The sequence below is a fragment of the Vibrio sp. RM-69-4 genome (genome assembly GCF_024743775.1).
Lineage (GTDB): Bacteria > Pseudomonadota > Gammaproteobacteria > Enterobacterales > Vibrionaceae > Vibrio > Vibrio anguillarum.
Window position 1 is genome coordinate 886,784 of record NZ_JAMQXI010000076.1, and the last position, 18,424, is coordinate 905,207.

15 protein-coding genes are annotated in these 18,424 nt (G+C 44.9%); 11 read left to right on the forward strand and 4 right to left on the reverse strand.

The features are described 5' to 3' along the window. Positions 1-43 precede the first annotated feature (43 nt). Both NB504_RS16220 and NB504_RS16225 read right to left on the reverse strand, forming a co-directional pair. Complete coding sequence (locus tag NB504_RS16220) at positions 44-2,194, reverse strand: TonB-dependent hemoglobin/transferrin/lactoferrin family receptor (protein ID WP_258429312.1); 2,151 nt, start codon at positions 2,192-2,194, stop codon at positions 44-46. A 212-nt stretch (positions 2,195-2,406) separates the two neighbouring features. Further along, positions 2,407-3,303: an ROK family protein gene (locus NB504_RS16225; protein WP_047691821.1), complete on the reverse strand. Its 897-nt coding sequence runs from the start codon at positions 3,301-3,303 to the stop codon at positions 2,407-2,409. 223 nt (positions 3,304-3,526) lie between these two features. Between NB504_RS16225 and ribA the strand changes: the two genes are divergently transcribed. From ribA to NB504_RS16265, 8 genes are all read left to right on the forward strand, one after another. Continuing rightward, positions 3,527-4,174 (forward strand): GTP cyclohydrolase II, encoded by a 648-nt coding sequence (ribA, locus tag NB504_RS16230; RefSeq protein WP_013856740.1) that lies wholly within the window; start codon positions 3,527-3,529, stop codon positions 4,172-4,174. A gap of 166 nt (positions 4,175-4,340) precedes the next feature. Beyond that, positions 4,341-5,603 (forward strand): imelysin family protein, encoded by a 1,263-nt coding sequence (locus NB504_RS16235; protein WP_019282386.1) that lies wholly within the window; start codon positions 4,341-4,343, stop codon positions 5,601-5,603. Positions 5,604-5,681: 78 nt separating this feature from the next. Further along, positions 5,682-7,064, forward strand: coding sequence for a di-heme oxidoredictase family protein (locus tag NB504_RS16240; protein WP_258429313.1), 1,383 nt, complete (start codon positions 5,682-5,684; stop codon positions 7,062-7,064). A gap of 9 nt (positions 7,065-7,073) precedes the next feature. After that, a complete protein-coding gene (locus tag NB504_RS16245; protein WP_258429314.1) occupies positions 7,074-8,111 on the forward strand; it encodes an imelysin family protein in 1,038 nt (345 codons plus the stop codon). Then, entirely contained in the window at positions 8,101-9,201 is a 1,101-nt protein-coding gene (locus NB504_RS16250) for a DUF1513 domain-containing protein (protein ID WP_258429315.1), read from the forward strand. Before NB504_RS16245 ends, NB504_RS16250 begins: the two co-directional genes overlap by 11 nt. A 143-nt stretch (positions 9,202-9,344) precedes the next feature. Then, positions 9,345-10,898, forward strand: a complete 1,554-nt coding sequence (locus NB504_RS16255; RefSeq protein WP_094123355.1) for a murein L,D-transpeptidase — start codon at positions 9,345-9,347, stop codon at positions 10,896-10,898. Between the two features lie 220 nt (positions 10,899-11,118). Further along, positions 11,119-11,661: a YcbK family protein gene (locus NB504_RS16260; protein WP_047691839.1), complete on the forward strand. Its 543-nt coding sequence runs from the start codon at positions 11,119-11,121 to the stop codon at positions 11,659-11,661. 75 nt (positions 11,662-11,736) lie between these two features. After that, on the forward strand, positions 11,737-12,393 hold the full coding sequence (locus NB504_RS16265) for an MBL fold metallo-hydrolase (RefSeq protein WP_010320728.1): 657 nt from the start codon (positions 11,737-11,739) through the stop codon (positions 12,391-12,393). Positions 12,394-12,440: 47 nt separating this feature from the next. Here the strand turns inward: NB504_RS16265 and NB504_RS16270 are convergent, their stop codons facing one another. Further along, positions 12,441-13,106 carry a DUF2982 domain-containing protein gene (locus NB504_RS16270; RefSeq protein WP_064625306.1) on the reverse strand — a complete coding sequence of 222 codons (666 nt, stop codon included), beginning with the start codon at positions 13,104-13,106 and terminating at the stop codon, positions 12,441-12,443. A 199-nt stretch (positions 13,107-13,305) separates the two neighbouring features. Between NB504_RS16270 and NB504_RS16275 the strand changes: the two genes are divergently transcribed. Next, the gene (locus NB504_RS16275; RefSeq protein WP_161439660.1) at positions 13,306-13,695 is read left to right on the forward strand and encodes a MarR family transcriptional regulator; all 390 of its coding nucleotides are present in this window, start codon (positions 13,306-13,308) and stop codon (positions 13,693-13,695) included. A 78-nt stretch (positions 13,696-13,773) separates the two neighbouring features. On the opposite strand, the gene NB504_RS16280 is transcribed toward NB504_RS16275, so the two are convergent. After that, positions 13,774-14,250: a MarR family winged helix-turn-helix transcriptional regulator gene (locus tag NB504_RS16280; protein ID WP_010320725.1), complete on the reverse strand. Its 477-nt coding sequence runs from the start codon at positions 14,248-14,250 to the stop codon at positions 13,774-13,776. A gap of 393 nt (positions 14,251-14,643) precedes the next feature. Here NB504_RS16280 and NB504_RS16285 point away from each other — a divergent pair, with 393 nt between their 5' ends. After that, positions 14,644-16,221, forward strand: coding sequence for a BCCT family transporter (locus NB504_RS16285; protein WP_017044778.1), 1,578 nt, complete (start codon positions 14,644-14,646; stop codon positions 16,219-16,221). A gap of 198 nt (positions 16,222-16,419) precedes the next feature. Continuing rightward, entirely contained in the window at positions 16,420-18,303 is a 1,884-nt protein-coding gene (locus NB504_RS16290; RefSeq protein WP_017043629.1) for a methyl-accepting chemotaxis protein, read from the forward strand. The last annotated feature ends 121 nt before the right edge of the window (positions 18,304-18,424 follow it).

An 18,424-nucleotide genomic window follows, 5' to 3' on the forward strand; every position in this document is an offset into this window, starting at 1 on the left:
CAAAGCCAGCATAACGCTGGCTTTGTGAATAATGGTTTAATCGCTAAAACTCATATTTAGCGGTAATAGCATAGTTACGCTCAGCTTGAGAGTAGTCGTTATCTAAGCTTGTTTTACCGCGGATATCATTCCAACGGTAGTACTCTTTGTCGGTTAAGTTAAATATACCCGCAGTAATCGTGACATCTTGCATTGGTTTAAAGTAAGCGGTGATATCAACAATGGTCGCACTCGGCAGTTCAACTTGGTTTTTTGTGCCGCTATTAAGCTTATCACGGTTGATATTACTGGCTGATTTCGCTGCAGTATAATTTAACTTCAGGCTAGTCCCCCAAGTGGTACTGTCATCATCATAATTTAGTGCTGCGACAACATTCCATGGGTTTACGCTGTTCAATGGACGTCCGTTACCATCTTCACCTTTGCTATAACTTGCCGCTAGGCGTGTTGACATACCATTCGGGGCTCCAATTAATTGATCCAATTTTAATTGATTTGATAATTCAATCCCTTTGATCGTCGCTTCACTTAAGTTGACATAAGAGTAGTGCTCTATCTTGTTCTCCTTCTTTGTTATGACTTGTTCAATGAAATCATCATAATCGCTATAAAATGCAGAAATTTCAGTTGCCGAGGAGTTTGTATTGTGACGATAACCCAATTCATAGGCCAAGCTTTTTTCTGACTTAAGGTATGGGTTTGGATCGTTCACATAATTGTGAGCAATGTTGTCATACGTGTAGTACAGCTCAGTAAAGTTAGGGGCACGGAAACCTTGGCTGACTTGAGCAAATACCGAATGTTGATTATTGATGCGGTACAGTGCACCAAGACGGCTGGTGAGTGCTGAATCGTCAAATTTAACGAGGGGTTCTGTGGTGCTACCACCGGGATCGGTGCTAAATGAATCATAACGAAGGCCTGGTGTGACAGTCAAATTACCGCTCAAAAGGGTGATCTCATCTTGAACAAAGAGGCCGATTTTTTGGTCTGTAGCATCCGGTGTATAAACCAAAACTTGATTTGGCGTGGCAGGATCCGAGTTGAGTTCTGTATTGGTATTTGAAATATCGCTACTGGCAAAACTTAAACCATAAATAAAGTTATGTTCGGTTTGACCTAAGGTAACTAACTTATCCAGTTGCGTTTCTAATTCAATTTTATCTTCATTATAGAAGTAATCTTTGGTTTGTTGGTTGTCCGCATTGGCTGGAGTGTAAGGAGGCCTTCCTGACGATGCTGGCTGAAAACGGTGCGTTAAGCCGTTATCTTCTTTGCTTTGCCAAGATGCTCGGCTAGTGATGCTGTCTGCGATGGCAGAGTCAGCTAGCCAAATGTGTTTGATGCCAAGGCGATACTGTTTCGTTGTATCTTGACCATGATAGTTTTTGTAACTGGAATGAGCGATATCAGAATCTGTTTTGTTATGCAGTGCTTCACCAAAGAACTCCAAACGGTGAGCATCGCTCAGTTGATATTGGAGCTTAAGTAGCAAGTCATTTTTTGCACTATCTTGACTCTCTATCGAATAATTTTCTTTACGATCTGCAAAATTTTGTTGCTCTTGTCCATCACGGCGAGTATAGGCGACCAAGGTCTCTAAATTGCCACTTCTATTTGCAATGGCAATATGTTCACTGAAAGATTTATCTTCTGAAGAGTAGGAAAGCTTTGCTTGTCCGCCTGTGGTTGCGTCTCCTTTTAGGAAATCACGAGGATCTTTGGTGTCAAAAGCGACGACACCACCAATGGCATCACTGCCGTGAAGGCTTGACGCCGCACCTTTGATGACTTCAACACTCTTTACCATATCGGGATCGATACTGATAGCGCTCGAATTGACAAAAGAGTAAGGACCTCCGTCGAATGCTTGGCCTTGTGTGACTCCATCAACCATGATTTTGATTCGATTACCTTCTACGCCGCGAATATTGATGGTCTGTACACCTTGGCGAGATGAGCTATTGGTTGAAACTCCAGGGGTATATTCAAGGATAGCTGCGACATCTTTTGCCATATTGGCTTCAATGTCTTTGCTCGAAACGACAGCAACAGAAGCGGCGGTATTTTCGATAGTTTGAGAAGTTCGCGTTGCCGAAACAACGACCTCATCGAATCGAGAAACTTCTTCTGCGAGAGCTGCAGGGGAAAGCGCTAGTAATATTGAGGCTGATAGTAGTGTTTTAGTGTACATCTGAGTTATTACCTTATTCATCAATAACAGATTCAAGCTGTGCGCAATGATATTGGATCTAAATGGTAATTACTATCATTTGTATTTGTGTGCTGGGATGAAATATAAATAGAATTAGGAGTATATGTTTTAAATATCAGTCATTTGATATGTAAAACACTTGCTTTACTTAATTTTTCGATGACTAAAGTTGTGACTTTAACCACTTTCTGCTAGTTCAAACCTAGCCAAGCTGCACCACGGATGCCGCTGCTGTCACCATATTTTGCTTGGGTAAACACAATCTGTGCACTATCAGAAAAAACGTAGTTCGCTGTTGCCCGAGGTAGATCAACATACAGCGATGCTACGTTTGATAATCCTCCGCCAAGCACTATCACATCAGGATCCAACACATTGACGATGCAAGCAAAGCTGCGCGCCATTTGATCAATCAATTGTTGATAAAGCTTTGTTGCTTGTGGGTCTTGCTGCTGGTAGCGAGTGATAATTTCGGCTGCATTCCACTCTTGTTGACCAATCAACTGAGCACTCTTTGTTAAGCCAGAACCGGAGATAAAGAGTTCAATACAGTTATCGCGTCCGCAATAACAGTGGCGAGTAGGCCCATCACGTTCACTGGTAAAACTTGGCAGCGGATTGTGCCCCCACTCACCGCATACGGCGTTCGCACCGACCAATACCTGCTTGTTGATCACAATACCGCCACCGCAACCTGTGCCCAAAATCGCGCCAAAGACTACGTTGCCATCTTTGGCGGCACCATCGACCGCTTCAGACAGCGCAAAGCAATTGGCATCATTGGCAATCACAACGTTGCGTTGCAGACGAGCGCACAGATCGGCTTTTAAATCTCGACCATTTAAAAAAGTGCAATTGGCATTTTTGATAAGCCCTGTCGCTGGGCTGATGGCTCCGGGAAGTCCAATCCCGATTTGGCAGTGAGTTTGCGTTTCGCTTTCTGCCATTGCAACCAGTTGGCATAAGGTACTTAGAAAAAGCTCGTACTCATGTGGGGTAGGGGTTCGGTGTTTAAAGAGGGTGTTTCCTGATTTATCCAGTACGCAAATTTCAATTTTGGTGCCACCAATGTCGAAACCTATCAGCATGATTTTTCCTTATTTTGGATGTTGAGTGTGAGTCCTGACTATGGAATATAGTCTAATAATCAACGTGTTTTGTCTTTGAACTGAACAAGATAACGTGAAGTGGTGAGATTTTTTCTTTTGATTGCTGAGAATTGTTATATTATAACATTTCTCAGCAAGTGATCTTTTTATTGAAAAGGGGAGTATCTATCCCCATAGTTAGGTCATCAATGGGTCAATTCGAATGCAAATCAATTCAGCATTGCAACAAGCAATTATTCAAGTGAGTGTAGATATGGCGGAAGTACGAGCCAGAGTGGATTTCAAAGTCGGTCTAAAAAGCAATATTGACGCCGAAATACTCTCTTTTAGAGGACTGAAAACAGACAAAGAACATGTTGCGGTCATTTTTAAATCCGCAGATGTTACTCAGGAAACTCCTTTAGTCCGTATGCATTCAGAGTGTTTAACGGGCGATGTTTTTCACTCATCACGCTGTGATTGTGGTGAACAATTAGAAGAAACCATTAATAAAATGGGTGAAGTTGGCGGCATTATCCTCTATTTGCGTCAAGAAGGTCGAGGCATTGGTCTGTACAACAAAATTGATGCCTATCGCTTACAAAGTGCGGGGATGAATACCTATGAAGCCAACAATCATCTTGGCTTTGGTGACGACCTGCGTGATTTCACTGAAGCGGCGCAGATGTTGAAAGCGTTAAATGTGACCAAGATTCGTTTAGTCACTAATAACCCTAAAAAAAGTCGTGAGCTGAAGGAGCATGGTATTGAAATTGTAGAGGTCGTGAATACCGCGGCACATATTAAGTCGGGTAATGAAAATTACCTCAAGGCCAAAGTCTCCCATGGCAAACACAACTTAAAACTATAATTCAGATTTATAGATGATAGCCAAAAACCTCATTTCGGTGAGGTTTTTGGCGTTTTTACCTTGCAAAAAAATGGATAATTTGTATTATCGGCGACTAAAAGTGCAAATGATAATAATTAGCACTACCATAAGATAACGCTCAAATCGCCTCAACAAGGATGCTCCCATGAAAGTTAACACGCCTCTTATTCAGTCAATTGCTGCCTCACTTGCCATCGCAAGTAGTGCGTCATTTGCCGCTACCGTCACTAAGGAGCAGGTGGTCGAACATTATGCCAATATTGCCCATGCCGTGTTTGCTGATTCGCTGACGACCGCTCAATCATTAGAAAAATCAATTGATCAGTTCTTGATGACACCCTCGGCGGCTAAATTGGAAGAGGTGAAACAAGCGTGGTTAGCATCGCGAGTGCCTTACCAGCAGTCCGAAGTCTTCCGTTTTGGCAATGCCGTTGTTGACGATTGGGAAGGGCAACTCAATGCTTGGCCTCTTGATGAAGGGCTGATTGACTACGTCGCTACCGATTACCAATATGAACTGGGCAATGAAGGCGCCAGCGCTAACATCATTGCCAACCAAACGTTGAAAATTGGTGCGACAACGATTGATGTCTCCACTATCACACCAGAGCTGATTGCCAGCTTAAACGAAATCGGTGGCTCTGAAGCTAACGTCGCTTCAGGTTATCATGCCATTGAGTTCCTACTGTGGGGCCAAGATTTAAATGGCACCAATGCGGGAGCCGGTGCTCGTGCTTACACGGATTTTGTCGTGGGTAGCGAATGCACCAATAACCATTGTGATCGCCGTGCTCAATATTTAAAAGCGGCTGCTCAACTGCTCGTGCAAGATTTGGCATGGATGGAAAAACAGTGGTCTGCGGATGAAAAAGCCAATTACCGTCATGAATTGCTTGCGGAATCAGCAGACAATGGTTTGCGTAAGATGTTATTTGGTATGGGGTCTTTATCACTGGGCGAATTAGCGGGCGAGCGTATGAAAGTGGCGCTAGAAGCAAACTCGACTGAAGATGAGCACGATTGTTTCTCGGATAATACCCATAACTCTCATTACTATAATGAACAAGGTATTTACAACCTTTATACGGGTTCTTACCAGCGTCAAGACGGAAAGGTACTAACAGGCCCAAGCCTGAATGATTTAGTGGCACAAAAGGATGCACAAGCAGCCAAAGAGATTCAAAAGCAGTTTGACAGTGCGCGCGCTGAAGTCGGTAAATTAGTCACGTCGGCTGAAAAAGATAATCAGCATTTCGATCAATTGATCGCGGCTAACAATCCTCAAGGCAACGCGATAGTCAATGGAGCCATTATGGCTTTAGTGGCTCAAACCGCTTCGATAGAACGTACCGCTTCAGTGATTGGGATTGATAACCTTAATCCAGATACTGCAGACCACGAATTCTAATAATAAGATGAAAGATCCAAGGGCTCAGATGAGCCCTTTTCCACGTTTACACTGAATAAAGATGTTGAGAAAAGCCCAATGAGATCGTTTTTTACCGTCGCGCTCCTAACCTTGTTTGCCAACCCCGTTTATGCCGATGAGGTGAAATCGGGTGGCAAAACCAGTACAACCAAAGCTGGGCCGAATGCTTACTCGCTTCCTGCGGCCAATTTGCCGATGAGCAAACGGCTCGATTTTAGCGTGGGAAACAGTTTCTTTCGTAACCCTTGGGTGCCAGCGCCATCATCCACTGATGCAAGAGATGGTTTAGGGCCGCTTTTTAACACCAATGGTTGCCAAAATTGTCACATCAAAGATGGTCGCGGCCATCCGCCAGAAAAAAATGACACACATGCCGTTTCGATGTTGGTTCGCCTGAGTATTCCAGCGGTGACGGATGAACAAAAAGCGATCTACGCTAAAGAAGGGGGGATCCCAGAGCCCGTCTATGGTGGACAGTTACAAGATTTCGCTTTGCCCGATCAAAAAGCAGAAGGACAAATCCAAATCGCTTATCAAGAGGTTGCGGTTGCTTTTATGGATGGCCACCAAGTGATGTTACGTAAACCCAATTTAAAAATTGCTGAACTTGGTTATGGCGATATGCATCCTGATACCCAGTTTTCGGCGCGTGTCGCCCCGCCAATGATTGGCCTTGGCCTACTTGAAAGCATTGCTGATGCCAGCTTATTAGCAATGGCAGACCCTGAAGATAGTGATGGCGATGGTATCTCTGGCAAAGTGAACCGTGTTTGGGATGTAGAAAAAAAAGATTTTGCCATCGGGCGTTTTGGTTGGAAAGCCGGGCAGCCTAGTTTAATGCAACAGAATGCCGCGGCGTTTAACGGCGATTTAGGATTGACCAGCCGTTTATTCCCAAAAGAAAACTGCACCGAGAAGCAAACACTCTGTCAAACCTTACCTAACGGCGGCGACCCTGAGGTCAGTGACAACATTCTTGATTTTGTCGAATTCTATTCTCAGCATTTAGCCGTTCCAGTGCGTCGCAATGTCGACGATCCACAAGTGAAGCTGGGTCAATCATTGTTCAAACAAGTTGGCTGTGAGAGTTGCCACCGCACTGACCTTAAAACGGTAAAAAGAACGGATCGCCCAGCCTTGTCAGAGCAAGAAATCCATCCTTATAGTGATTTACTACTGCATGATATGGGCGAAGGGTTAGCCGATAATCGTCCTGAAGCCTTAGCTAATGGACAAGAGTGGCGTACCCCGCCTTTGTGGGGGATCGGCTATACGCAAGAGGTGAGCGGCCATACTTATTTTTTACATGATGGCCGAGCGCGTAATCTCATGGAAGCGGTACTTTGGCATGGTGGTGAAGCGCAAGGTGCCAAAGAGAAAGTACGTCAATTCAATGCCAGCGAACGCAACGCGTTGATCGCTTTTCTTAATTCTTTATAGGGTGCGAGCATGAAATTTCCTCTGCTATTTTCGATAGCGGTTACCAGTGTACTTTCGGCTTGCCAACCCACGCCGAAATCAGCGCTTGAGCCGCAAAAAAACAATCATGTTAGCCAAGGTGTTTATGAGGTTGAATTTGCTGCGGCGCAGCGTTTTGCTCAACAATCGCACCAGCTTGCTCAATTATTTGATCAGCAATGCCAGCCGGGCGATGTTGCATTGCCCTTGCTGAAAGAACAGTGGCAGCAAACTATTGGGGCGTGGATGTTTTTACAAGGGCAAGAGAGAGGGCCAGCTAAAGCACTCGAGCAAAGTTGGAACGTACAATTTTGGCCAGATAAAAAAGACACTACCGGGCGAAAAATGAGCCTGTTAGCGAGCAGTGGCAAGCACTGGAGTGAGGAGCAGATTGCAAACCAGAGTGTCACAGTGCAGGGGATTGGCGCATTGGAATGGTTACTCTATGACCCTCAATCGCCACTCCTTCAAAACCAGCAATTAGAAACTGGCTGTATGATTGGACAAGCGATCAGCGCGAATTTGGCGACGAAATCTCATTTGATTGCTGAGCAATGGCAACAGAATCCATGGTTGATGCTGGATCTGAGCGCTTGGCAAGCCGAATACATTGCGCTGCTCTCCAATCAGCTTGATTACAGCATGAAAAAACTGAGCCGCCCCTTAGCCAATATCGGCCAGCCACGCCCTTATTTTTCAGAATCGTGGCGCGCCAAAGTCTCTTTGAATAACCTGCAAAAGAATGTTCAAGCGATGCAAACACTCTATTTAGCAAAAGACGGTTTAGATCAGATGTTGCGGGAAAGAGATCAAGTCGCTATGGCCGAGCGCGTAAAAGCACATTTATCCTTGATGTTGGAAACGTGGCCGCAAACGGCCAGCTTATTTGATTTATTGCAAACGAAAGCAGGCTACCGTGAGGTGCTTGCGCTCTATAACAAGTTCGAACAACTCAATTATTTACTGCATGACGAAGTCGCGGTAGAGCTAGGCGTAGTGATAGGATTTAATGCAACCGATGGTGACTGATCTAACAAGACGTACGCTGCTGAAAGCGGCGTTATTGAGCACTTCAGCGCCTCTGCTGCCGCTGGGGTGCGCCACTACTCGTCGTGACGACCCACAACCCGCTTTGATTGGTTGCGCTATTCATAAAGGCTCGCAGTTTCGCGCCGTTGTAGCCGACGCCCAAGGCCAAGCGATTCACCAATTACCTTTGCCTGCAAGGGGACACGGTGTTGCTATCCATCCTACCTTGACGCATGCGGTCGCTTTTGCCCGTCGTCCCGGTGAGTTTTTGATGGTGTTTAACTATCAAAATGGAGAACTCATCAAATTGCAACTGGCGCAACCCACGCGACATTTTTATGGGCACGGCGTTTACTCAAATGATGGTGCGTGGCTTTATGCAACCGAAGGCGAGAAAGCGACAAGTCGCGGCATTATTGGTGTGTATGATGTGCAGCATAGCTACCAAAAAGTGGCTGAGTTCAGTGGTTTTGGTATTGGCCCTCACGAAGTCATTGTGATGCCAGATGGCAGGCTCGCGATTGGGGTAGGTGGGGTGCATACTTTCGGCCGAGAGCCACTCAACGTAGAGAGCATGATGCCGAGCTTGACCTACCTTTCTCATCAAGGAGAAGTGCTTGAGCAACGGATATTGAACGACCACCATTTGAGCATCCGCCATCTTGCTCATGATGGTGCAGATACTGTGCTGTGCGGCCAACAATACCGAGGTCAGCCGGAAGAGTATCCACCTTTGGTAGCGCTACATGACCAAGGTGGCGAACTCATTCCGCTCTTGGCAGAGCCTGAACAATGGGCAAGATTCAACCATTACATTGCCAGTATTGCGGCGACCGACCAATGGATTTTAGCGACTTCTCCACGTGGTAACTGTTACGGTATTTGGTCAAAAGAGACATTGCAACTGGTTGAGTTGGCCTCTTTGCCGGATGCTTCTGGCGTGGTAGTGCAAGATCAGCAGTTCCAAGTCAGTTCAGGAGCTGGCTTGGTCGTTAATTCACCCTATCCTCAACCTGAAATACGCACGCGTAGTAATGTCCAATGGGACAATCACTGGTCTGCCATTGATTACTCTTGCCAAAAAAGCTGAGTAAGCGAACTAAATTTGTTTAATGATAATTCTCATTGCATGAGAGTTTATGAATATATTGTTGATATCGACAACAACGTTTAGCAGATAGCCGTTTCTTTTGCCATACTGAAACGTGAATCAGCGTTGTTGGATAGATCGGAATGAGTAAAAGCATCCTATTTGCTTTATTATTGATTTTTAGTAGCTTTTCTCTTTACTCTGCCGAGAAGGTACAGCCTTTTGCTGTCTCGCAAGAGAATGCCTCGTTGCAATCTTTTATCCAATATCCGCATTTAGTCGAACGAATTTACCAAGAGAATGAGAATCGGCGCATTTGGCAAGATGAGCAGATTGTTCGTCAATTTGAACATCAATTGGAAGTGATTCGCCGAGCGGGGTTTAGCCCTTTATTTTCACGCCAGTTAGCGCAAATGAAAGCGTACCGGAATCAGCAAGCGTTCAACGAATACGATCTGCTGGCGACCGATACTTTACTTTTGTATTTGAGTTATGCCGAGCAAGCTCCCAAAGTCGGTATGGCTTGGTTCTTTGAACGTAAGCTCAACTCTGCGATTGCTCCACCAAGCCAAGAAGCCTTGTTCGCTCTTCATGTTGCGGTGGAAGTTAACAGTATCGGAGATCTGCTCAATGGTTATGCGCCGAGCAACGCGGCTTATGATCAACTGCTACACGCCTATGATTTTCTGCTCAGTACTGAAAATGCAGCGCTCTCGTTGTACAGCCAAAAAGGGTTAAAAAAACCTGGCGATAAGCTCTCACAACGTAGTGTGCTTATTGCCCGCTTATCATTAGTTAATATCGATGTTAGCACAGTGCGTGACGACGTAACTTGGTATGACAACAGCTTGGTCAAACCTGTGAAAGAGTTTCAAGCGATGCACGGTTTAAAAGCTGATGGCATGATTGGCCCCGAGACCTTAAAGTGGTTAAATTTGTCTTTGCAGGCACGCTTGTCTATGTTGGCATTAAATGCAGAGCGAACTCGTTTGTGGCCAGAATCAAAAGAGACACAGATCGTAGTCAACGTTCCCAGTTTTGATATGCGCTACTGGTATTTAGGTAAAGAAGTCTTTCAGTCTAAAGTGGTGGTGGGCCGAGTTTCACGAAAAACGCCACTCATGAGCACCAAATTAGATTCTTTGATCCTAAACCCGACGTGGAATGTGCCACACAAAATCATGGTTGAAGATATTCTGCCGATGGTAAAAAAAGATCAAAACTATTTGCGTCAACACAATATTGATATTGTTTCGAGCTGGCGTTCGAACGATCAAATTGACCCAAGCAACATCAACTGGTCTGCGGTGAATCCGGCCTCTTTTCCCTACCGAATGCGTCAGCAAGCCGGGCAAGATAATGCGTTAGGTCTGTATAAATTTAATACGCCCAATCGTAGAGCGATTTACCTACATGATACGCCGAGTAAATACCTATTCAATAATACGTCGCGAGCCTTTAGTTCGGGTTGCATTCGAGTACAAAATGCCGATAAGTTTGCTTCGATGATATTAGAAACCCAAGGTATTAATGGTGATAAATTAACGGGTAAAGAAGGGCCAGCGAATGGCACGATCCCATTAAAGCAGCGCATCCCCGTACACATCATCTATCAAACCGTTTGGTATGAAGGTGGGGAACTGCACTACCGAGATGATATCTATCGTTATGATGCATTCAGTACCAGTAATGGGTGAATGGATACTGCTAAAACAGTGGTCACCTAAGTAAGCAGGGATGCGTCTCTCAATTTACCAAAAAATGACTTAATAAAGATCTCTTTTATGTTCAAAGAGTAACGATGCTGTAGCTCTCTCTTGAGCATTTCGAGCACAATTTATGCATTTGATCTTCACAATGGAGTCCGGTAGTGTCCGGGCTTGTTGAAAATAAATTCAGTTGTGAAGGTATCCAACCTTGTTAGTTTCTCGTCGTCATTTTATAAAATTGGCTGGTAGTGGTGTAGTTGTAGCGGCGTGTGCCCCCCAAATAGTATTGGCATCGTACCCTGAAACCTCTCGCATACTCGCGATGAATAATTTACATACCGGTGAAACACTTGAAACCTGTTATTTCAACGGTGTTCGCTATGTTCGATCTGAGCTTGATCGGCTCAACCATATTTGCCGTGATTTCCGCCGCAACGAAGTCCATCCAATGGACAAAAATCTATTTGACCAAATATCGAAAATTCAATCTCTACTTGGCACTCAAGCGGAAGTACAAATCATCTCTGGTTATCGATCTCCTGCCACCAATGAAAGGTTGCGCACTCACTCCTCTGGGGTTGCTAAGAAAAGTTTCCATATGCTAGGCCAAGCAATTGATTTTCGGTTAGATGGTATTCAGTTGAGTCAAGTACGCGAAGCGGCGATCGAATTGGGCGCTGGCGGTGTTGGTTATTATCCTAGCAGTGATTTTGTGCACATTGATACTGGACCTGTACGTCATTGGTCATAAGGCTGTTCGTGACTTGTCAAATGAAAGTGTCAATGTCATAGTTCGGCCAACTGCGAATTCGAACAAGGTTTTAGTATGTCGTTAAAGTATCAAGTAGTGCCCGTCACTTCCTTCTCTCAAAACTGCTCTATCGTTTGGTGTGATGACACCATGGAAGGGATCGTGGTTGACCCTGGCGGTGATGTGAAACAGCTCGTGATGTTGATCAATGAACTCGGGGTAAAAGTGGTCAGTTTGGTTCTTACTCATGGTCATTTAGATCATGTCGGTGGAACCGAACCGCTGGCGCAGCAGTTGGGCGGCGTCGATATTATTGGACCACATAAAGCGGACAACTTCTGGCTACAAGGCCTCGAAGGCCAAAGCCAAATGTTTGGTTTTCCACTGACGGAAGCCTTTGAACCTACCCAATGGCTTAATGACGGTGATGAAGTGAAGTTTGGCCTTCAAACTCTACAAGTATTGCACACGCCCGGCCACACGCCCGGTCACGTGGTGCTGTTTAGCCAGCAAGCGAAATTGGCGTTTGTTGGTGATGTATTGTTTAACGGTAGTATCGGCCGTACGGATTTCCCGCAAGGTGATTTCAATACCCTGATTCACTCGATCAAAACTAAGCTATGGCCACTTGGCAACGATGTGACGTTTGTGCCCGGCCATGGTCCGCAATCGACTTTTGGCCGTGAACGTGCCAATAACCCTTATGTCGCAGATGAAATGCCCCTGTATTGATCTTGATTAGGCTCAGAGTGTTCCTTCTGCGCCCATTAAATCATGTCTTAGTCTGGTTCGGCCGCCGCGAGGTAGCGCCGAATCAGCCCTACAAACGCCTCGGCGTCACGATCCAGATCGTGCGCTGAGATAAAAATATCATAATCAAAAAATTGCCGTTGATAGCGCATCCGATTGGCTAACATTGCCATAAGACCATGATAGTAATTACCGTTTGGCGCAGTGTAAGGTGCGTTGTCGAGTACCAAATCTTCAAATTGAGTCTCTTTGCGCTGTTGTTTTGCTCCTAAGTAGAGCAGCGCGCGCTGGCTGAGCAAGATCTCACTAGCGATTCTGGGACACACACTCTCAAGGTAAGGTGAATAATCCTTCAGTTTGATCCCAATCCAAGGCAAAGGCTGGTGCCAACCATGATATTCATAACTGCATACCCCAATGCGGCTAATATTGTTCCATTTTACGACCCAACCTCCTTTAAAGAGATGCTGCTGAAAATGGGTAGCGGTTAGGGTGTAGCTAACTTTTCCTTTCAAAATCAAAAGATAGAAGGTGATTAGAGTCACTGCCAGTGCACTTACTAACAGCAGCGCATGAATAATGTTGGATGAGAACATGACAATGCAAATTGAAGCGATGATACAAGTCGTATTGACCCATTTAACCACAGGTGATTGCAGAGAAAAGCGCGTATTAGACAAATGTTGGGTGTGCATAAACCAGTGAAACTCCTTCGAGCTACAGCATCGTTGTTGGCTGTTGCGGCCTGTATAAATTGTAGTCAGTTACCGCATCAAAATGCGTTTTTGCCCCTCAATCTGTGCTATGCCCTACAAATCGAGGACGATTTTTGATATAAAACGCGCTTCAAATTTTCACCACTGCTTGAAACGCAGTGAAATGGAGAAATATTCGATGAGACTTGCTCATAAGCGTAAGGTGCAGGCAAAATTGCAAAAGCGTATTAAAGCGACTGTTGCAAACTTGATCGCCTCTCAATCAGCAAAGCCTGTAACAGCGCAATCGACCGTAGCAAAAACCGCTGCAACAAAAGTAGTTGTGGAGAAAGCGGCGGCGAACTCTAAAAAAGTGGATGTTGCGTTAACGCCAAAACAGCAACAGGTTTTAGATATCGTCGCTAACCACACAGAAGGTATGAATCCTAAATCGATCGGCTTAAGTGCTGGTCAAGAAGATGCGAAAGCTGCCGCTTGGGCCACTGGCGCACTCAAGAAACTAGTAGAAGAAAATCTGGTAGTGAAAGAGCAGTTAGCAGGCAACAAAGTTATCTATAAAGCCATTTAATCTGCTGTTCGTTGTGAATGAATTAGCCTCGGTAGCTCCGAGGCTTTTTTACGATCAAATTTTAAAATGCAATCAAAGCTACTCTTCTTTGGTAATAGAGCCAATTTCGAGCATCGGTGCGACATCGATGTTTTCGGCATTCATCATAGAAGATAAACGTTGTACTGATGAGAGCAACAAGCTTTGCTCCCACTCTTGAAGCTGCCTAAATTGTTCGACAAAGCTTTCTTGCAATGGTTGCGGTGCCTTTTCTAGCAGCTTCTTACCTTCGTCCGTTAAATGGGCGTGCACTTTTCGTTTATCGGTATTGCTGCGAATTCGCTGTACGTATCCGTTGCGCTCTAATCTATCCAAAATGGTGGTGGCAGTGGCCTGGCTCATGTTCGTATGATCCGACAATGTGCGGATAGTCACCTCACCAAGGGTTTGAATTGAGCGCATTAAAATAAGCTGGGGACCAGTAAGCCCAGCGTCTCTATTCAGTTTTTTAGAGTGCAGATCAATTGCGCGGATAATTTGTCGAATTGAGATCAAAACTTCTTCATGTTTTTCCAAACTCATTGTCCCAAAAAGAAAGTTATTAATAAGCGGGGACCATAGCGCAGTTCTTTTCACTTGAAAAGTAGCATTCGACCTCTTTTGTTTTGGTCTAAGATGATGAGTGTATAAGTTGAGATGTGAAATGATTAGTGCTCAAATGTTTTTGCTTTCGATTTCTCCCCTAAATTGGTTGACATTTAACCTTATAGGCTTGATTTTTGCCTTTTATGGCATTTTTTGTTGATTTTTAGTGGAATTTTTCTGTGATGTTGGTAGGGTATTCAGCATATTGAAAAACAAATTGCTATGAGTACGAAGTTATTTTTGGTTTTTTTTCTTAAAATTGTTTCGTTCTCATGGTTATTAATCTCAACTGAAAAATCATGTCTAGATTTCTAGAGAGGTAAAATGACAAAGGGTATTGATAAGTACAGTATCGACAGTACTGACTACACTGTCGGGCAAGATAACGTGCAAAAGTGGGGGTTTGATGTTCATAACCCAGTGTTTGGCTTTAGCGCCGGATTTATTGCGCTATTTTTAGTCGCCGCTTTAGTCGTTGATCCTGAGGTTGCGAAGAGCGTGCTTGATGGCGTTAAATGGAAAATTATTGGCACTTTTGACTGGCTGTTTATTTGGTCGGGTAATCTTTTTGTGCTGTTTTGCTTAGGCTTGATAGTTTCTCCCTTTGGTAAAATACGTTTAGGTGGCCAAGAGGCGACAGCAGACTACTCTTTTATTTCTTGGCTCTCTATGCTGTTTGCCGCAGGGATGGGTATTGGTCTCATGTTCTGGAGTGTCGCTGAACCTGTGGCGTATTTTACCGGTTGGTATGAGACGCCCTTAGGTGTTGCAGCCAACACACCCGAAGCGGCTAAACTAGCATTAGGTGCAACCATGTACCATTGGGGTCTACACCCTTGGGCCATTTACGGTGTGGTAGCGCTTTCCCTTGCGTTCTTTACTTACAACAAAGGGCTTCCGCTTTCTATTCGCTCTATTTTTTACCCGTTGCTTGGCGATCGTGCTTGGGGCTGGGCAGGGCATATCATTGATATTCTGGCTGTATTAGCAACATTGTTTGGCTTAGCAACGTCATTAGGGCTGGGGGCTCAACAAGCGGCTAGTGGTATTCATCATGTGTTTGGCATTGATGCCGGAATGGGCTTACAAATTGTCGTGATTACCGTCGTTACTTTATTAGCAGTGGTATCCGTGGTGCGTGGTATTGATGGTGGTGTCAAAGTCATCAGTAACATCAATATGATCGTTGCGTTCTTGCTGCTGATTTTGGTTGCACTGATTGGCTATACCGTAACCTTTTCATCCATTCCAACCACATTAATGGCGTATATTGAAAATATCATCCCACTCAGTAACCCGCACGGTCGAACTGATGAGGCTTGGTTCCAAGGTTGGACAGTGTTCTATTGGGCTTGGTGGATTTCATGGTCACCATTTGTTGGAATGTTCATTGCGCGAGTATCAAAAGGTCGTACTATCCGCGAGTTCCTCACCGCCGTATTATTAGTACCTACTGCTGTTACCTTGATTTGGATGTCTGTATTTGGTGGTTTGGCGATTGATCAAGTCATCAACAATGTTGGCCAATTAGGCGCGAATGGTTTGACCGAAGTGCCACTGGCGATGTTCCAAATGTTTGATGCACTGCCTTATGGCACGTTACTTTCAGTGATTGCGGTTGTGTTAGTGTTGGTATTTTTTATCACCTCATCAGATTCAGGGTCACTGGTCATTGATAGTATTACTGCTGGAGGCAAAGTGGATGCCCCTGTCCTACAGCGTATTTTCTGGGCGTTGATGGAAGGCGCTATCGCCGTAGCCTTGTTATGGATTGGTGGCACCAATGCTATTGAAGCGTTGCAAGCTGCCGCCATATCAACGGCGCTGCCATTTACTATCGTGCTGCTGCTGATGTGTGTCAGCCTACTGTTGGGAATGCGAACCGAGCTCTTGAAACGTTAATTTCGACATTGATTTGAAAAGGCGACGAAAGTCGCCTTTTTTGATGTTTTTTTGACGATCGTCATTAGAGTGTTTTGCTAAAATACTAAGAAAAGCAAATGGTTATCTTGTGTCAGAATTCGACATATATTTCGTGCATCTTGTGTTAAATCTGGTTAATATTCGCCTCCGTTCCTGTATCTAACATTCTGCAAACCAATGAAATTAACCTTAAAGCAAAAGCTAATCGGTGCCAGTCTTTCTGCCGTCGTCGTTATGGCGAGCGCGTTGACTTGGCTAGCCGCTGATCAACTCTTTGAACAAACTCGAAATGGCGTATATTCGCGGGCAGAAAGCTTGTCAGCTGCCGCTGCGAAAGGCATTTCGGACTGGATTGTGGTCCGTAAAGAGATCTCAACCGCTTTTAATGACTACACCGCTCAAGATGATGTCGTTCCTTTCTTACAGCAAGCTCGCAAAGCGGGTGGCTTTGATGATATTTTCTTTGGTACACCGCAAGGTGAGATGTATCGTTCACACCCTGAGCGTAACCGTGCTGACTATGATCCTCGCCAACGTCCTTGGTATAAAGATGCCGTTTCAGCGAATAAACAAATTATCACCACCGCTTATAAAGACGCGATCACCAATGCACTGTTGGTGACAATTGCAGATCCTGTGCGTCGCAATGGGCAATTTGTCGGCGTCGTTGGTGCCGATGTGTTAATTGATCAGTTGATCCAAGATGTCATCAGTTTAGATGCGGGCAAAAATGCCTACGCGATGTTGATTGATGCGCAAGATGGAACCTTTTTAGCGCATCCAGATAAAAATTTCTTATTAAAACCAGTGTCGTCATTGTCGAAGACGTTGACGATGAACATGATAGAGCAAGCAGTGGCTTCAGGTACCGTTGAAGACGCGTCATTACAAGGTGTTGATAAGCTATTTTACTTCGCGAAAGTGCCGCAAACCGATTGGATCTTTGCTATCCAAATGGATCGTGCAACGGAAGAAGCAGCGCATACATCCTTGCTCATTGACCTAATTGTGACTGCACTTGTGATTACTATCGCTGTGATTGTGATCGTCTCTTGGTTAGTGAGCTTTTTGTTTAGAGATCTTAGCCGAGTATCCAAAGCCTTAGAGGAAATTGCTTCCGGAGACGGTGATTTAACTCAACGTCTTGAACCAAGAAGTGATGATGAAGTTGGGCAATTAGCACAAAACTTCAATACCTTTGTCGGTAACATGCACACTATGGTTTCTAAACTCAGCTTTGTTTCTGCTGCGTTGTCTGAACAGTCAAAACAGACGGCCGCTCAAGCCAAAGAGCGTAGTGCGCGTATCCGTTTACAACAAGATGAAATTAATATGGTGGCTACGGCCATCAATGAAATGGCCGCAGCTACACAAGAGATTGCCGGTAACGCAGATCATACCGCTCAAAACTCTGGTGAAGCGGTAACGGCTTGCGTACATGGTTCGAATCAAGTTTCACAAACACAAGGTTCGATTCAAAATCTGGCTCAAGAAGTTCAAGTGGCCACTGATGTTATCCTTGAGCTGGAAGCACACGGTAAACACATCAATACGATTCTGGCGACTATTCAAAACATAGCAGAGCAAACTAACCTGCTAGCATTGAATGCGGCGATTGAAGCGGCGCGTGCTGGTGAGCAAGGCCGTGGCTTTGCGGTGGTTGCCGATGAAGTTCGTGTGCTTAGCCAACGTACACACGCTTCGACAAAAGAAATTCAGCAGATGATCGAAACGTTGCAATCAACGACGGGTAAAGCGGTTGGCATTATGGGTGATAGCCGTATGCTTGCTGGAACCAGCGTAGATGATGCGAACGCCGCTGCAGCAAGTTTGATGCAAATTCATAATTCAGTTGAGCGCATCAGTGACATGGCGACGCAAATTGCCTCGGCCGCTGAAGAGCAAGCTTCTGTGACGTCTGAAATTACTCGAAACACGGAAGGGATCCGCGATGTGTCTAACGATCTTGCACAAGAAGCGCATGAAGCAGCAGCACAAGCATCACAACTTTCTGAGCTTTCGCATCAGTTAGAAAATGAAATTCGTCGCTTTAAGCTGTAAGTTCTAAGCGTAAAAGCCGAGATGTGATTAAAAAAGAGGAACCTAACATGGGTTCCTCTTTTTTTGCTCGTGTCGATCACGGTACTAAACCTTGAAGAAAGAATCCCTTTAAAGGAAAATC

What these genes read in the sequence shown, in the direction of transcription:
- NB504_RS16220 (WP_258429312.1), bottom strand. Translation starts at nt 2,194, where the DNA reads ATGTACACTAAAACACTACTATCAGCCTCAATATTACTAGCGCTTTCC.
- NB504_RS16225 (WP_047691821.1), bottom strand. Translation starts at nt 3,303, where the DNA reads ATGCTGATAGGTTTCGACATTGGTGGCACCAAAATTGAAATTTGCGTA.
- ribA (WP_013856740.1), top strand. Translation starts at nt 3,527, where the DNA reads ATGCAAATCAATTCAGCATTGCAACAAGCAATTATTCAAGTGAGTGTA.
- NB504_RS16235 (WP_019282386.1), top strand. Translation starts at nt 4,341, where the DNA reads ATGAAAGTTAACACGCCTCTTATTCAGTCAATTGCTGCCTCACTTGCC.
- NB504_RS16240 (WP_258429313.1), top strand. Translation starts at nt 5,682, where the DNA reads ATGAGATCGTTTTTTACCGTCGCGCTCCTAACCTTGTTTGCCAACCCC.
- NB504_RS16245 (WP_258429314.1), top strand. Translation starts at nt 7,074, where the DNA reads ATGAAATTTCCTCTGCTATTTTCGATAGCGGTTACCAGTGTACTTTCG.
- NB504_RS16250 (WP_258429315.1), top strand. Translation starts at nt 8,101, where the DNA reads ATGGTGACTGATCTAACAAGACGTACGCTGCTGAAAGCGGCGTTATTG.
- NB504_RS16255 (WP_094123355.1), top strand. Translation starts at nt 9,345, where the DNA reads ATGAGTAAAAGCATCCTATTTGCTTTATTATTGATTTTTAGTAGCTTT.
- NB504_RS16265 (WP_010320728.1), top strand. Translation starts at nt 11,737, where the DNA reads ATGTCGTTAAAGTATCAAGTAGTGCCCGTCACTTCCTTCTCTCAAAAC.
- NB504_RS16270 (WP_064625306.1), bottom strand. Translation starts at nt 13,106, where the DNA reads ATGCACACCCAACATTTGTCTAATACGCGCTTTTCTCTGCAATCACCT.
- NB504_RS16275 (WP_161439660.1), top strand. Translation starts at nt 13,306, where the DNA reads ATGAGACTTGCTCATAAGCGTAAGGTGCAGGCAAAATTGCAAAAGCGT.
- NB504_RS16285 (WP_017044778.1), top strand. Translation starts at nt 14,644, where the DNA reads ATGACAAAGGGTATTGATAAGTACAGTATCGACAGTACTGACTACACT.
- NB504_RS16290 (WP_017043629.1), top strand. Translation starts at nt 16,420, where the DNA reads ATGAAATTAACCTTAAAGCAAAAGCTAATCGGTGCCAGTCTTTCTGCC.